We start from the raw sequence: 14,455 nt of genomic DNA on the forward strand, positions 1-14,455 counted from the left end.
GAAAATCGGGGTTCAGTCACTTGTTTCGCCGAGGTCCCGTTTTGCCACTGCCCACGCCCCATCCCCGCAAGCCCATGCACACCCGAAAAGTCGAATACCGGGGGTTCGAACGCGACGATGGCCTGTGGGACATCGAAGGCGAACTGCAAGACACCAAACCCCACGCCTTCGAGATCGAGGGTGAGGGCGAGTGGGCACCCCACGAGCCCATCCACCACATGCACCTCCGCGTCACGCTGGACAACACCATGGTGATCCGCGACATCGCGGTGGCCATGGACGCGCACCCGCACGCGCCCTGCCCGCAGGCCATGGAACCCATGCAGGGCCTGATCGGCGAGACGCTGGGCCGCGGCTGGCGCAAGACCATCGAACGCCACCTCGGCGGCATCCAGGGTTGCACCCACCTGCGCGAGCTGCTGTTCAACCTGGCCACCGCCGCGTTCCAGACACGCTCGGCCTCGTTCGCGCCGACAGCCGACGGCCGCCCGCCGATGCACCTGGGCCAGTGCCTGGCCTGGGACTTCAACGGCCCGGTGGTGGAAAAGGTCTACCCGATGTTCTTCCGCTGGCAGCCGCCCGCGCGGTCAAAGGCCGGCGTGACGGGTGCGCTGCAGGAACCGGGCGCATAGGGTTTTCGGGAAGCTCAGTCGCCCAGGTTGTCGTGGTGCGCCGCGGCACCGCGTGTCCATGGGGCCAGTGCACGCACGGCGTGGCGCTCCACCTCCCAATCCGACCGAGGGCGCAGGCTTTCTCAGCCGCTCTTCACCGTCGATTCCATCAGGCACCGCGTGACGCGCGGCGCCTCGTCGCCCAGGTGGAACCCCAGCTTGCGGTCGCGCAGCGCCACGTCGGCGGCGGTGACGCGGTCGAAACGCCGCAGGTGATCGGTCCAGGATTCGTCGACGATGACCTCGACGAACCGGCTCGGTTCGTGGATGTCGTGCAGCAACTCCCACGACAGGGCCCCGTGGCGCAGGCGGCTGCGTCGCCCCTCGCCCAGCATCAGTTCCCGGAAGTCGGCCGCGCGTGCCGGGTCGATGCGGTACTCGATCATCACCATCACATGGCCCTGAGGCGGTGGCTGGTGGATCTGTGGCGCCGGGAAGATGCGCCTGGGCGTGATGTCGTCCTCCAGACCGGTGTCGGGCCGCAGCCGGTTGACCAGCGCCATGGCCAGCACGCCGGTCGCGGACGCGATACCCAGGCTGACCGGCACGCTGGTCCAGGTGGCCACCTGACCCCAGATCGCAGCCCCGCTGGCGCCCGCGCCCATGATGGCCATCTGGTAGATCGACATGCCACGCGCGCGCACCCAGTCGGGCAGGCCCATCTGGATCGAGACGCTGAGCGTGTTCGCGGTGGTGATCCAGGCGGCGCCACCGAGCAGCATCGCCGGCACCGCCACCCAGACCTGGTCGGTCACGGCCATGACCGCCATCGAGGCGGCCTGCACGGCCGCACCACGCAGGATGAGGCCGTCGCGGGGGTAACTGCGGCGCAGCCGGGTCAAGAAGCCGGAGGCAACGATGGCCCCTGCACCCATGGCGGCGAGCAGCAGGGTGAAGGTGCCGGCACCACCGCCCTCCATGCCCCGGGCCAGCAGGGCGAGCAGCGCCATCAGCGCGGTCGAGTGAAAGAAGAAGATCGAGATGCGCAGCAGCACGCCCTTGAGGTGGTAGGACTGGACCACGTACTGCAACCCGACGCGCATCGCGGGCCCCAGGCGCTCGCGCCCCAGCGGATTCGGTTGGTGCTCCCGCTTCCAGCGGCTGATGATGACCGCGGCCCCGATCGACAGCAGGGCGTTGAGCAGGAACACCCAGGCGCTGCCGGCGCTGGCGATCAGCGCGCCCGCCACCAACGGGCCGATGATGCGCGAGGCGTTCATCGACACGCCGTTGAGCGCCAGCGCCGCGGGCAACTGGAACCGGGGCACGATCTCCGGCACGATGGCCGAGAACACGGGCCAGCGCATCGCCAGGCCGATGCCGTTGGCAAAGGTCAGGGCCAGCAGCACGGGCGGCGACATCATGTCGAGGAAAACGAAGGCACTCAGGATCGCTGCCACCACAGCCACCCACAGCTGCGTGAAAAGGAAGTAGCGCTTGCGGTCGAGACCGTCGGCGAGCGCACCGCTGGGCAGGCCCAGCAGGAACACCGGCAAGGTGGCCGCGGTCTGCACCAGCGCGACCCAGATCGGCTTGGTGGTCAACGAGGTCATCATCCAGGCCGCCGCCACCTCGGTCATCCACATGCAGACGTTGGCCATGAGCCAGGTGATCCACAACATGCGGAACACGGGGCGCCGCAAAGGGGCGACAGGGGAAAGATCGTCTTCGGTTGCGGACATGAACGAACTGTAATGGCCTGGCAGGCATCTTCGGCTCCGACCACAGCACCCGCTTGCAGTGAACCGCCCCCTATGATCAACGGGAACAGCCCTACACAGGTTCCCATGCAAGCCTCTGAACAACCCATCCTGCGCGACCTGGTGCTCGTCGGCGGCGGCCACAGCCACGTGGTCGTCTTGCGCATGCTCGCCATGCAGCCCGAGCCGGGCCTGCGCATCACGCTCATCTGCACCGACATCGACACGCCCTACTCCGGCATGTTGCCCGGCTACATCTCGGGCCACTACAGCTTTGACGACGTGCACATCGACCTGGGCCGCCTGGCGGCGTTCGCCGGGGCGCGCTTCATCCACGGCGAAGTGACCGGCCTGGACCGGGCCAACCAGCGCGTGCTGCTGCGCGACCGGCCTTCGGTGCCCTACGACCTGCTGTCCATCAACACCGGCTCCACGCCCAATGTGCGCCAGGTGGACGGCGCGCGGGCGCACACCGTGCCGGTCAAGCCCATCGCCCATTTCAACCAGCGCTGGTTGCAGCTGCTGGACCGCGTGCGCGGGCTGCACAGCCGCTTCACGATCGCCGTGGTGGGCGGTGGCGCAGGCGGTGTGGAGCTGGTGCTGTCGGTGCAGTTCCGGCTGCGCAACGAGCTGCAGAAGCTCGGCCGCAACCCCGACCTGCTGCGCTTCGTGCTGCTCACGGCGGGCGACACCATCCTGCCGACACACAACCCCGGGGTGCGCGCGCGCTTTGCCCGTGTGCTCAAAGAGCGCCACGTGGCCTTGCACACCCGCGCCGAGGTGACGCAGGTTTCGCCCGGCTGCCTGCACACGCAGGACGGCCGCACCTTCGACGCCGACGAAACCCTGTGGGTCACACAAGCCGGTGGCCCGGTCTGGCTGCAAAGCACCGGCCTGGCGCTCGATGAACACGGCTTCATCCAGGTCAATCAACAACTGCAGACGCTGGACGACCCGAAGATCTTTGCCGCGGGTGACGTGGCCTCGTTCACGGCGCGCCCGCTGGAGAAGGCCGGTGTGTTCGCGGTGCGCATGGGCCCGCCGCTGGCGAAAAACCTGCGCCTGAGCCTGCGCGGCCAGCCCCTGGTGGCCTACAACCCGCAGCAACGCTGGCTGGCGCTGATCTCCACCGGCGACCGCTACGCCGTGGCCTCGCGCGGCGCCATCGGCTTTGCCGGAAACTGGGTCTGGACCTGGAAGGACTGGATCGACCGCCGCTTCATGCGCAAGTTCACCGAGCTGCCGGCCATGGCCGATGCCAGCCCGGCAGCGGCAACGCCCACCAGCAGCCTGGTGCTGAGTGCCGAAGAATCGCGCCAGGCGATCTCGGCCATCGCCATGCGCTGCGGCGGCTGCGGTGCCAAGGTGGGCGCCAGCATCCTGACCCGCGCACTGGGCAGCCTGCAACCGGTCGAGCGCGACGACGTGCTGATCGGCCTGCACGCGCCCGACGACGCCGCCGTGGTGCGCGTGCCGCCGGGCAAGGCCATGGTGCACACCGTGGACTTTTTCCGCAGCTTCATCGACGACCCTTACCTGTTCGGCCAGGTCGCGGCCAACCACGCGCTGGGCGACATCTTCGCCATGGGCGCCGAGCCGCAGTCCGCCACGGCCATCGCCACCGTGCCACCGGGCCTGGAAGCCAAGGTGGAAGACCTGCTGCTGCAGATGATGACCGGCGCGGTCGAGGTGCTCAACGCCGCGGGGTGCGCCCTGGTCGGCGGCCACACCGGCGAGGGGCGCGAGCTGGCGCTGGGCTTTGCCATCAACGGCCTGATCGACGAGCAGATGGACGGCGTCATGCGCAAGGGCGGCATGTTGCCCGGCGACGTGCTGCTGCTCACCAAACCCATCGGCACCGGCACCCTGTTCGCGGCCCACGCGCGGCACGCGGCCAAAGGCCGCTGGATCGACGCGGCGCTGAAATCGATGGTGGTGTCCAACCAGGCCGGCGCGCAGATCCTGCGCGCGCACGGCGCCACCGCCTGCACCGACCTGACCGGCTTCGGCCTGCTCGGGCACCTGGTGGAGATGACGCGCCCCTCGGGCGTGGACGCCGAACTGCAACTGAGCGCCCTGCCCCTGCTCGACGGCGCGGTGGAATGTGTGCAGGCGGGCATCGTCAGTTCGCTGCAGCCGGCCAATGTGCGCCTGCGCCGCGCGCTGCGCAACGCCGAAGACTTCGTCAAGGACCCGCGCTACCCGCTGCTGTTCGACCCGCAAACCGCCGGTGGCCTGCTGGCGAGCGTGCCGGCCGACCGGGCCACTGATTGCATCCGCGCCCTGAAGGCATCGGGCTACCCGCAGACCGCTGCCATTGGACGCATCCGCGGTGCGTCGGACGCGCTGGAGCCCGTGGTGCTGACCGCTTGATGGCGTGAGACGGACCAGCGCCAAGCCCATTCGACGCCATCGACGTTGACCATGCGTGTCTCGATCATCGTGCCCATGCTCAACGAGGCGCCTGGCCTGCCCGGCGTGCTGGCGCGGCTGGTTGAACTGGAGCGCCAGGGCTGTGAAATCCTGATCGTCGATGGGGGCAGCGACGACGGTTCTGTTTCGCTGGCGGAGCGTGCCGGTTTTCGGGTGCTGGCGTCACCGAAAGGCCGGGCCCGTCAGATGAACCTGGGCGCGGCCCAGGCGACCGGCGACGTGCTGCTGTTCCTGCACGCCGACACGCTCTTGCCCGAAGGCGCCCTCACCACCCTGCGCCAGACCATGCTGAAGACCGCCGCCGTGTGGGGCCGCTTTGATGTGCTCATCGACGGCGCACACCCCATGCTGCGCGTGATTGCCACCCTGATGAACCATCGCTCGCGCTGGACGGGCATCGCCACCGGCGACCAGGCCATCTTCGTCACGCGCAAGGCCTTCGAGGCCGTGGGCGGCTACCCCGATCAACCCCTGATGGAAGACATTGAACTCAGCCGACGCCTTCGGGCGCTGGCCCGCCCCGCCTGCATCGGCACCCCGGTGCGGACCTCGGGGCGGCGCTGGGAAAGCCGCGGCGTCTGGCGCACCGTGCTGCTGATGTGGCGCCTGCGCTGGGCCTACTGGCGCGGCACACCGGCCGAGCAGTTGGCGCAGCGGTACCGCTAAGACCGCCATGGCCCAGCCACCCCGCATCGTCATCTTCGCCAAGGCCCCCGTGGCGGGCCTCGCCAAGACCCGCCTGATCCCGGCGCTGGGTACACAGGGGGCCGCCCGGCTGGCGGCCGCGCTGCTGAAGCATGCGGTGGCGCAAGCCCTGACCAGCGGTGTGGGCCCGGTGGAACTGTGTGTGACGCCCGCGCCCGCCGACCCGCTCTGGTCGGGGCTGGCGCCGCAGGCAACGCTGACCTGGAGCGACCAGGGCGACGGCGATCTGGGCGAGCGCATGGCCCGCGCGGCCCAGCGTGTGCTGGATGCGGGAGAGCCCGTGCTGCTGATGGGCACCGACTGCCCCGACCTCACGGCCGGGCGCATCCGGGAGGCCGCGGCCAGCCTGATCGCTGCAGACGCCGCCCTGGTGCCGGCCTTCGACGGCGGCTATGTGCTGCTCGGGCTGAAACGCTTCGACGCCAGCCTGTTTGCCGGCATCGCATGGAGCTCGGCCACCGTGGCGCAAGAAACGCGGCTCCGTGTGGAACAACTCGGCTGGTCGTTGCAGAACTTGCCGACGCTGCACGACATCGATGAACCGGCCGACCTGCGTTGGCTGCCCGACGACCTGCAAGCATCTTTTTGAAACGCTGAGATGCGGCCCTGCGGTTCAGTCGCGCAGCGCGGCAGCCGAAAGTCCAACCACCTTTCCGAGATGAAGTGCACGACCCAGAACGCCGCGGAACCGGCTCTGCCGGGCCGCCAGCGTTGCCCCCTGGAGGGGGTCGCGCGCAGCGCGGCGGGGGTGCCGCCTAAACCTGCCATTGGTGGATGTCCAGCACCCGCCCGCCGGGTGGCACGTCGTCCGGGTCGTGCGTGACCAGCAAGGTGGGGATGCGCTGGCGCGCGATCTGCTCGAACACGAAGCTTCGGAACTGCGCGCGCAGTTCGGCGTCGAGCCGGGAAAACGGCTCGTCCAGCAGCAGTGCGTCGGGCTCGGCCAGCAGGGCGCGCATGAGGCTCACGCGGGCGCGCTGGCCGCCCGAGAGCGTGGCGGGATCGCGGTCGTGGAAACCCTCCAGCCCGATCTCGCGCAGCGTCTGCTCCACCCGCGCGCGGCGAGCGGCGGCGCCCTTCCGCGCAGCGGGCAAGGCGAAGGCCAGGTTCTGGCCCACGCTCAGGTGCGGAAACAGCAGGTCGTCCTGAAACAGGATGCCGACGCCCCGCGCTTCCACCGGCAACTGGTCGCGCCGCTGGCCGGCCAGCCACAGTTCGCCGCTGGCCTGGAAGGCCGGGTCCAGATCGCCCACCAGCCAGTTGAGCAGCGTGGACTTGCCCGAGCCCGACGCCCCGGTCACCGTCGCGATGACGCCGGGTTCGACCTGCAGGTTCAGACCCGCAATCAGCACGTTCTGGTCCTGGGTGATGGTGAGGTTCCGTATATCCAACATGTCAACGCAGCCCCTTCCGGCAACGGCCGGCCCAGTGTGAGATCAGCGCTGCGAAGCCAAAGCCCAGCAGCGGCAGCGCGATCTGCAGCATCGCCTGCACGGCCAGCACGCGGCGGTTGCCGCCGGCGCTCAGGGCCACGGCTTCGGTGGTCACCGTGACAAAACGCCCACCACCCGCAAACAGCGTCGGCAGGTACTGCGCCACGCTCACCGCAAAGCCCACGGCCAGCGCAGCCAGCATGGGCTTCAGCAGCATCGGCCACTTCACACTCAAACAGGCCCTCAGAGGGGAATGCCCGAGCGCCCGCGCGGTGGTCATGAGGCGGCGATCAAAAGCGCGGTAGGGGCCGATCAGCGTGAGCACCATGTAGGGCAGCACCCACAGCAGGTGGCTCCACACCAGGCCCAGCGCGGTGCCGTCCACCTGCAGCCGCAACAAGGCCGCGTACTGCGCTGCCACCAGCGGCAGGGCGGGAATGATCAGCGGCACATACAGCACGGCGTTGTAGCGCTGCGGCCCCCACTCCAGCCAGAGCAGCGCCGCCGGCAGGCACAGCAGCACGGCAGCCGCACCGAGCCACAGCGTGGTCCAGAACGGCGCCCAGTCGGCCTGCTGCCAGGTCTGCAGCGACAGCGATTCGGGCCACAGCGCGGGGAAGAACCAGCTCTCGGCCAGCGACCACACCAGCAGCACCGCCACCACCGCATAGCCGATCAACAACAAGGGCAGGTGCAGCCCCACGCGGGCCGGTCGGGGCGCCGGCCGGCGCTCGCCCGCCGGGTAGGCCGCGCGGTGCACGGCGTGGCGCCACAACCATCGTGCGGCGCCAGCCCCCAGCAGGAACAGCGCCAGCAGCACCAGCGACGCGGCACCGCCCTTGGCCTGCATCGCGGCATCGGGATCGATGAGCCACTGCCAGATCAGCACGGCCAGGGTGGGCGGTGTGCCCGGCCCCAGGATCACCGCCATGTCCACCACCGACAGACCGTAGGCCCACACGGCGGCCAGCGGCCAGCCCAGGCGCGGCAGCAACTGCGGCCACAACACCCGGCGCCAGGCCTGCACCCGGCTGTAGCCCAGCGAGCGGGCCACGACCATGTGGCGCTGGACCTGCTGCTCGCCCAGCACCGCCACCAGCACCCAGAGCAAAAACCAGCTCTCCTTGATGCCCAGCGCCAGCGCCAGGCTCAGGCCATAAGGGTCCTGCACCGTGATCCAGGCGGGCGGCTCGGCCCAGCCCAGCGCCTGGGCCAGCGCGCGCGCCAGCCAGCCCGAGGGCGAGAGCAGGAAAAACAGGCCCACGGCAAAGGCCGCGTGCGGCACCGACAGCAACAAGGGCATGCGCCGTTGCAGGTCGGCCCAGCGACGGCCTGGGTAGTACAGGGTGGCGAGCACGGCCGCGATCGCCACACCGAGCGCGGTCCCCAGCAGGGCCGACAGCAGGGTGGCCTGCAAGGCCAGGGGCCATTGGGCGTCGGCCCACAGGGCCCGCCAGACAGCGGCGTCCAGCGAGGGCGCGAGCGCCCAGTAGAGCCCGGGCAGCAAGGGCCCGAGGATCAGCGCCACCGGCAGCACCGCCAGCCACACCGCCGACGGTCGCCGCCCGTGGCCCGGTGGCCCTTGCGGCGACAAATGCCGGATCAGCGCGCGCCGTACCGCTTCAGCCACTCGGCCTCCAGCGCCTCCACCCAGCTGGCGTGGGGCTCGGCGAGCGTGGGCACGGCCTCGGCCAGTGCGCCGGGTGCGGTCTTGCGCATGGTGGCCTGCAGGGCGGCGGGCAGTTTGGCCAGGTCGAGCACGCTGCGGTCGCCCCAGACCGCCACGTCGGCCTTGTGGGCCTGGGCTTCGGGCGACAGCAGGAAGTTGGCCACCACCTGGGCGCCGGCCCGGGCCTTGGCGTTGACCGGGATGGCGACAAAGTGCACGTTGCCGATGGTGCCGCCCGTGAAGCCGAAGCTGTAGGCCGTGGCGGGCAACTGGCGCGTGGTGATCAGGTTGGCCGCTTCGTTGGGGTTGAAGGTCAGCGAGAGCTTCAGTTCGCCATCGGCCAGCATGCGGTGCATTTCAGCGGCGCTGGCCGGGAAGGTCTTGCCGCTGCGCCAGAGCTGCGGGTGCAGCTGGTCCAGATAAGCCCACAGCGGCGCCGTGGCCGAGGCAAAGCTGGCGGTCGACACCGGCGCCTGCAGCAGTTTTCGATCGGGCGCGAGTTCGATCAGCACCTGCTTGACGAAGGTCGTGCCGTGAAAGTCGGGCAGCTTGGGGTAACTCACGCGGCCCGGGTTGGCCTTGGCAAAGACCAGCAGCTCGGCCGCCGAACGCGGCGGCGTGGGTGTTTTGGCCTTGTCGGCGATGAAGGTCAGCTGCGCCGCGCCCCAGGGCGCTTCATAGCCGTCGGTGGGCACCGAGAAGTCGCTGCGCACGGGCTTGTTCAGGTCCACCGAACCCCAGTTGGGCAGGCTCTCGGCCCAGGGGCCGAACAGCAGACCGCCCTGCTTCAGGTTGCGGAAGTTTTCGCCGTTGACCCAGATCAGATCCACCGAGCCGTCGGTGCGGCGCCCGGCGGCCACTTCGGTCTGCACCCGTTTGACCACCTCGGCCGCGTCCGTCACCTTGACGTGGCGCAGCTCCACGCCGTAGCGGCCCTTGACCTGCTGCGCCACCCAGCCGATGTAGGTGTTCGTCGCCTCGCTGCCGCCCCAGGCGTTGAAGTACACCGTCTGGCCCTTGGCATCAGCCTCGACTTTGGCCCAGTCGGCGTGCGCCGCGAAGGGGACCGACAGGCTCAGCGCCAGGGTGGTGAGGGGCAACCAATTCATGTGCAAGCACTCCGAAAGCAAAGGGGTAAAGCCCATAGTCGGGCGAAGCCGTCAAAGCTTACAGCTTCGCCCGCTTCATGTGACCAACACGGTTTGCAGCTCGTCAAACTCCGCCAGCAGGCGTTCGATGCAACGGCTGGACAGGTAATCGTTCACCCGGTCCCGCACGTGCTCGATCAGCGCAGCTTCGCTGTTCCGGGCCGACCAGTCTTCGCCATCGCTGCGCACCCCGTGGCCGCCAGCCGACTCGGCCAGCCACTTGGCGCACCAGGTCACCGACCAGAGCCACATCATCTCGCGCAACGGCACCAGCGCGCGCCGGCACGGCCCGGCAATCGCCTCGCCCACCGCCGCGGCCCAGACCTCGTAAGCGCGTGCCACCGCTTCGGTGGACAGCTGAAACGAGGCGTCGCGGTCCCAGGTGGTCGAGGTGTAGAGCGTCGCGTGCGCCAGGTCGAGCGGCGGGTAGCTGTAGCGCAACTTCTCCAGGTCCACCAGCACCGCCTTGCCAGCGGGCGTGATCAGGAAGTTGCCCGGGTGGGCGTCGAAGGTGATCAGGCGCTGCGGACAGGCCATCACGGCCGGCGCCATGCGCTGCGCCAGGTCCGCCAGTCGCGCCTTCACCGCCCGGGCCGATGCGGGTGGCACGGCGGCATGGTCCAGGTAACGGGCCTGCGCGTCGATGAGCGCAACGAGTCCTGCCAGGGGATTCCGTTCGTTGAGCAATGGCGCGCGCTCTTCCGGCAAAGGCACGGGCAGCGCGTGGATGGCGGCGAGCGCCTGCATGATGGGCGCGAGATGGCGGGGCTCGCTGGCCGGCGTGCCCACGATCTCCTCCACCAGCAGCGCCCCCCGGGGCATCCCGTCCGATGGCTCGATCACGCTGTGCAGCAGCGGAACGTGCCCCGACGGTGCGGCGCGCTGGAAGCAGGCGCTCTGGTAGCGCAGGTTCTCCAGCGCGGCCAGGTCCATCTGGCTCTGTTTGGGAATGCGCGCCAGCCACCCGGTTCCGATCAGCCGCACATGCCAGTGCGCCAGGCCTTTGTCGGGCAACGGCTCCAGGCCACGGGGTGCCGGGATGTCACGGGGGAGGTTCGCCAGCAACTGGCTGCAGACAGGGTCCATGTTCATGGTGGACCCGAGCATAGGCGACGGGGTGAAAATCGGCGTGTCCGCCCTCAGCCCTCAACCGAATTGTCAGGAATCGTTTGCAAGTTCTGCTGGTCACCGTGCTGCGCTGGCTGCTGCGCCATCTGCTGTCTTTGGTGCTGATCATTGCCGTGCTGCTGCTGGGCCGCGCCGGCTGGGTCGAGTGGCAGGCCTGGCAGTCGATGCGTGCCGAGTCAGCGCGGCTGATCGACGCCGATCAGATCATCCATGCTTCACTGCAGAAGCTGGCTCAGGAAGTCAATGCCCGCGCCGCCAGGCTGCAGACGGCGACCTTGGACACGCTGGAAACGCGCATCACGGCGGTGGACAGTGAAATCGCGCGCAAACGGCTGGAACGCCAGCCGTTGACCGGTCTGGCGCCGTTTATGGCGGGTCAATCCATCGTCCACGCGCAATTGCTGGCTTTGCAGATCGACGGCGCAATCGGGCTGCTGCAGCAAGAACGCACCTGGCTGCAGGAGGCCAAGCTGCGGCTGTTGGCCAAGCAATCTGCGCAGGCGCAGCGCGTCGAGCTGGAGCGCCTGCGCCTGGGTCACGCCAGGTTGTACGCTCGATGGCAGGCCGTCGGGCAGGAACGTGATGCGCTGGAACAAAAGCACTGGGTCAAGAGCCGCCTTCCGGGTGCCGCCGAGTACCAGCAGCTACAAGCTCTGAATCAACAGCGCGCGCAGCTGCTGACCGACAACCAGCGCGCTGACGCCGACTACCGGCGTCAGCTGGCCCTGGTGAACGGCGTCCGGACCCTGGCGCCACTGGCCCCGCTGACGCTGTCCCCAAGCACGGTCAACGACGCGCTCCAGCCGCTGCGTGCGCGCATGGATGAATTGCAGAAGCTTGAGAGCGCCAACTGGGTCGGCAAGTTATGGCGGCCAGTGCAAGAGGTTATGCCCACCGCACTGCTGATCCTCATGGGGGTCATCCTCACGCCCATCGCCATCAAGGCGCTGTTCTATTTTGTGCTCGCACCACTGGCCGCCCGCCGCCCGCCGGTGCGGCTCCTGCCGGACACCGGCGGCGTGCTGACCCTGGAGACCGGTGCATCGTCGGTGTCGCGAGCCATGACCGTCGATTCCCTGCATGAGCTGTTGATACATCCCGAGTTTTTGCAGAGTGCATCCGTCGCTGGCGAGAAAACGACGCAATGGCTGCTCAGCTGGCGCTTTGCATTGACCAGCTTGTCGGCCGGCATGGTGGCGCTGACACGTATCCGCTGCGATGTGCCCGAATCGTTCGTGATCTCGGCCACGCACAACGCGCTGGCCGAGATCGGCGTACTGAACGTGCCGGCCGGCAGCGCGGTGGTGATGCAGCCGCACAACCTGGTTGGCGTGATGCAACGGCGAGACACGCCGCTGCGCATCACCGCGCACTGGCGACTGACCAGCCTGCACGCCTGGCTGACGCTGCAGTTGCGCTACCTGGCGCTGCACGGCCCAGCGCGACTGATCGTGCAGGGTTGCCGGGGCGTGCAGGTGGAACCTGCCCATGGAGGCCGCACCATCAACCAGGCTGCCACGATTGCCTTCAGCGCCAACCTGCCCTATTCCACTCGCCGCTGCGAAACCTTTGTTGCCTATCTGCTGGGCCGGCAGGCGTTGCTGAACGACTGCTTTGGCAGCGCGCGGGGTGCTGGCGTGAGTGAAGCGCGTGACGCCGGCTTCTTCGTCTACGAGGAAATGCCGAACGCTGACCGCAAGACCGGCATCACCGGCCGTGGATGGGCGGGCTTGACCGATTCCGCTTTGAAGGTGCTGGGAGTCTGACGGCTGGCTATTCCGTACGGTGTGAACGATGTTGCATTTGGACGCCCTCGTGCCGCGGCTGCGCACAAAGGTTGGACGACTTCTTCAAGACGTCGAATCTCGCCGATCAGATGCCCGCAACGGGTCGGGACCGTCACTTCGATCGGTGGAGAAACGGTCGTTGATGCGGTGTTCCCGACAATTAAAGTCGAAAACTGATGTCTAGGAGTTATGCGGGCTACGAAGGCATGATCCAGAAGCACTGCAGAGCCGAAGTCGAAAACTTCTTACGCTAAGACATCCGTATCCGTCCGGGCACCCCATATTGACCGCCGCTGGCGGTCATGGCTGAGAATCAGATGGCAGCGCTCTGCCACCGATGCGGCAGCAGTTCCCCGATGCGGCTGGCCTTGTGCGTGGGCAGCCGGGTCATCACATCCTTGAGGTAGGCGTGGGGGTCGTGGCCGTTGAGCTTGGCCGACTGGATCAGGCTCATCACGGCAGCCGCACGCTGTCCCGCCCGTAGCGAGCCGGCAAATAACCAGTTCTTACGACCGAGCGCGACCGGACGCATCTGGTTCTCGATCCAGTTGTTGTCGATGGGCAGTTGCCCGTTGTCCAGGAAGCGCGTGAGCGCCTGCCAGCGCCGCAGGCTGTAGTCGATGGCCCGTGCCGTGGCTGAACCCTCGGGTACCTTGCTGCGGTGTTCGCTCAGCCAGGCGTGCAACTTGTCCACGATCGGGCGGCTGTGCTGCTGGCGCATTCGCAGCCGCTCGGGGCCATCGACATTGGCCACCTGCCGCTCCACTTCGTAGAGCTGCCCGATCTGCACCAGCGCCTGCTCGGCGATCTGGCTCTTGTTGGCTGCGTGCAGCTCAAAGAACTTGCGCCGGGCATGGGCCCAGCAAGCCGCTTCGGTGATGTGCTCGCCCATGAGCTGCTTGTAGCCCGCAAAGTCATCGACCAGCAGCGTGCCGCGCCAGTCCTTGAGGAATGCACCGGCGTGCTTGCCCGCGCGGCTTTCGCAGAAGTCGTAGACCACGGCCTTGAGGTCTTCGTGCCGCCCCGGGGTGTAGGCCCACAGGTAGGCGCGGTGCGTCTTGCCATCGCGCTCGCTGCCGCGCTTGAGCATCTGCACCGGGGTCTCATCGGCGTGCACGATGCTGTGTGCGAGCACCTCCTGGCGCAGCGCATCGACCAGCGGCTGCAGTTGCACGCCGCAGCTGCCCACCCACTGCGCCAGGGTCGAGCGTGCCAGCGGCACCCCAGCACGGGCATAGATGGTCTCCTGGCGGTACAGGGGCAGGTGGTCCGCGTACTTGGCCACCAGCACCTGGGCCAGCAAGCCGGTGGTGGCCAGGCCCTTGTCGATGATGTGCGCCTGGACCGGCTGCTGCTTGAGTGTCTGGCAGCAGGCGCACACCCACTTGCCGCGCACATGGCGGTGCACCGTGAACACGCCGGGCGTGTAGTCGAGCTTCTCGGCCACGTCCTCGCCCATGCGGCGCATGGCCTGGCCGCAGCAATCGGTCACCTCGGGCTCGTGTGCGAATTCCTGGCGCGCCAGCTGGGCCGGCAGTGGCAGGCGCTTCGGTAGCTGGCGTGTGGTGCGTTCTGCAGCAGGGCGCAGCTGCTCGATCTCGTCATCCACCGCCTGCAGGTCTTCTTCGAGTGCTTCTTCCAGCAGGCTGCGCTGATCGGCGTTGAGCGCCTCGGTCTTGGCGGCAAACTTCAACCGCTTGAGGATCGCCATCTCGTAGGTGAGCTTGTCCAGCAGGGTCTGCTTGTGTTTGAGCTCGCTCATGAGGCGCTGCAGCATCTGG

11 protein-coding genes are annotated in these 14,455 nt (G+C 68.3%); 5 read left to right on the plus strand and 6 right to left on the minus strand.

Going from position 1 to position 14,455, the window contains the following annotated elements:
• Positions 1 to 74: 74 nt before the first annotated feature.
• Entirely contained in the window at positions 75 to 632 is a 558-nt protein-coding gene (locus tag AC0GNO_RS22960) for a DUF2889 domain-containing protein (RefSeq protein ID WP_472905657.1), read from the plus strand.
• A 122-nt stretch (positions 633 to 754) separates the two neighbouring features.
• On the opposite strand, the gene AC0GNO_RS22965 is transcribed toward AC0GNO_RS22960, so the two are convergent.
• The gene (locus AC0GNO_RS22965; protein ID WP_472887030.1) at positions 755 to 2,353 is read right to left on the minus strand and encodes an MFS transporter; all 1,599 of its coding nucleotides are present in this window, start codon (positions 2,351 to 2,353) and stop codon (positions 755 to 757) included.
• 105 nt (positions 2,354 to 2,458) lie between these two features.
• Between AC0GNO_RS22965 and selD the strand changes: the two genes are divergently transcribed.
• From selD to AC0GNO_RS22980, 3 genes are read left to right on the plus strand one after another with little or no spacing between them, the layout of a single operon-like run.
• A complete protein-coding gene (selD, locus tag AC0GNO_RS22970) occupies positions 2,459 to 4,744 on the plus strand; it encodes a selenide, water dikinase SelD (RefSeq protein ID WP_472905658.1) in 2,286 nt (761 codons plus the stop codon).
• 51 nt (positions 4,745 to 4,795) lie between these two features.
• Positions 4,796 to 5,470: a TIGR04283 family arsenosugar biosynthesis glycosyltransferase gene (locus AC0GNO_RS22975; protein WP_472905659.1), complete on the plus strand. Its 675-nt coding sequence runs from the start codon at positions 4,796 to 4,798 to the stop codon at positions 5,468 to 5,470.
• Positions 5,471 to 5,477: 7 nt separating this feature from the next.
• Positions 5,478 to 6,098: a TIGR04282 family arsenosugar biosynthesis glycosyltransferase gene (locus tag AC0GNO_RS22980; RefSeq protein WP_472905660.1), complete on the plus strand. Its 621-nt coding sequence runs from the start codon at positions 5,478 to 5,480 to the stop codon at positions 6,096 to 6,098.
• A gap of 166 nt (positions 6,099 to 6,264) precedes the next feature.
• Here the strand turns inward: AC0GNO_RS22980 and AC0GNO_RS22985 are convergent, their stop codons facing one another.
• From AC0GNO_RS22985 to AC0GNO_RS23000, 4 genes are all read right to left on the minus strand, one after another.
• On the minus strand, positions 6,265 to 6,903 hold the full coding sequence (locus AC0GNO_RS22985; protein ID WP_472905661.1) for an ATP-binding cassette domain-containing protein: 639 nt from the start codon (positions 6,901 to 6,903) through the stop codon (positions 6,265 to 6,267).
• 1 nt (position 6,904) lies between these two features.
• Positions 6,905 to 8,572 (minus strand): ABC transporter permease, encoded by a 1,668-nt coding sequence (locus AC0GNO_RS22990; RefSeq protein ID WP_472905662.1) that lies wholly within the window; start codon positions 8,570 to 8,572, stop codon positions 6,905 to 6,907.
• Positions 8,545 to 9,720, minus strand: coding sequence for an ABC transporter substrate-binding protein (locus AC0GNO_RS22995; protein WP_472905663.1), 1,176 nt, complete (start codon positions 9,718 to 9,720; stop codon positions 8,545 to 8,547). Before AC0GNO_RS22995 ends, AC0GNO_RS22990 begins: the two co-directional genes overlap by 28 nt.
• A 75-nt stretch (positions 9,721 to 9,795) precedes the next feature.
• Positions 9,796 to 10,851: an aminoglycoside phosphotransferase/kinase family protein gene (locus AC0GNO_RS23000; RefSeq protein ID WP_472905664.1), complete on the minus strand. Its 1,056-nt coding sequence runs from the start codon at positions 10,849 to 10,851 to the stop codon at positions 9,796 to 9,798.
• Between the two features lie 77 nt (positions 10,852 to 10,928).
• Between AC0GNO_RS23000 and AC0GNO_RS23005 the strand changes: the two genes are divergently transcribed.
• A complete protein-coding gene (locus AC0GNO_RS23005) occupies positions 10,929 to 12,653 on the plus strand; it encodes a hypothetical protein (protein WP_472905665.1) in 1,725 nt (574 codons plus the stop codon).
• 334 nt (positions 12,654 to 12,987) lie between these two features.
• Here AC0GNO_RS23005 and tnpC read toward each other — a convergent pair whose 3' ends face one another.
• Positions 12,988 to 14,451 carry an IS66 family transposase gene (tnpC, locus tag AC0GNO_RS23010; RefSeq protein ID WP_472905666.1) on the minus strand — a complete coding sequence of 488 codons (1,464 nt, stop codon included), beginning with the start codon at positions 14,449 to 14,451 and terminating at the stop codon, positions 12,988 to 12,990.
• Between the last annotated feature and the right edge of the window lie 4 nt (positions 14,452 to 14,455).

This window comes from Hydrogenophaga sp. L310 (assembly GCF_055703065.1).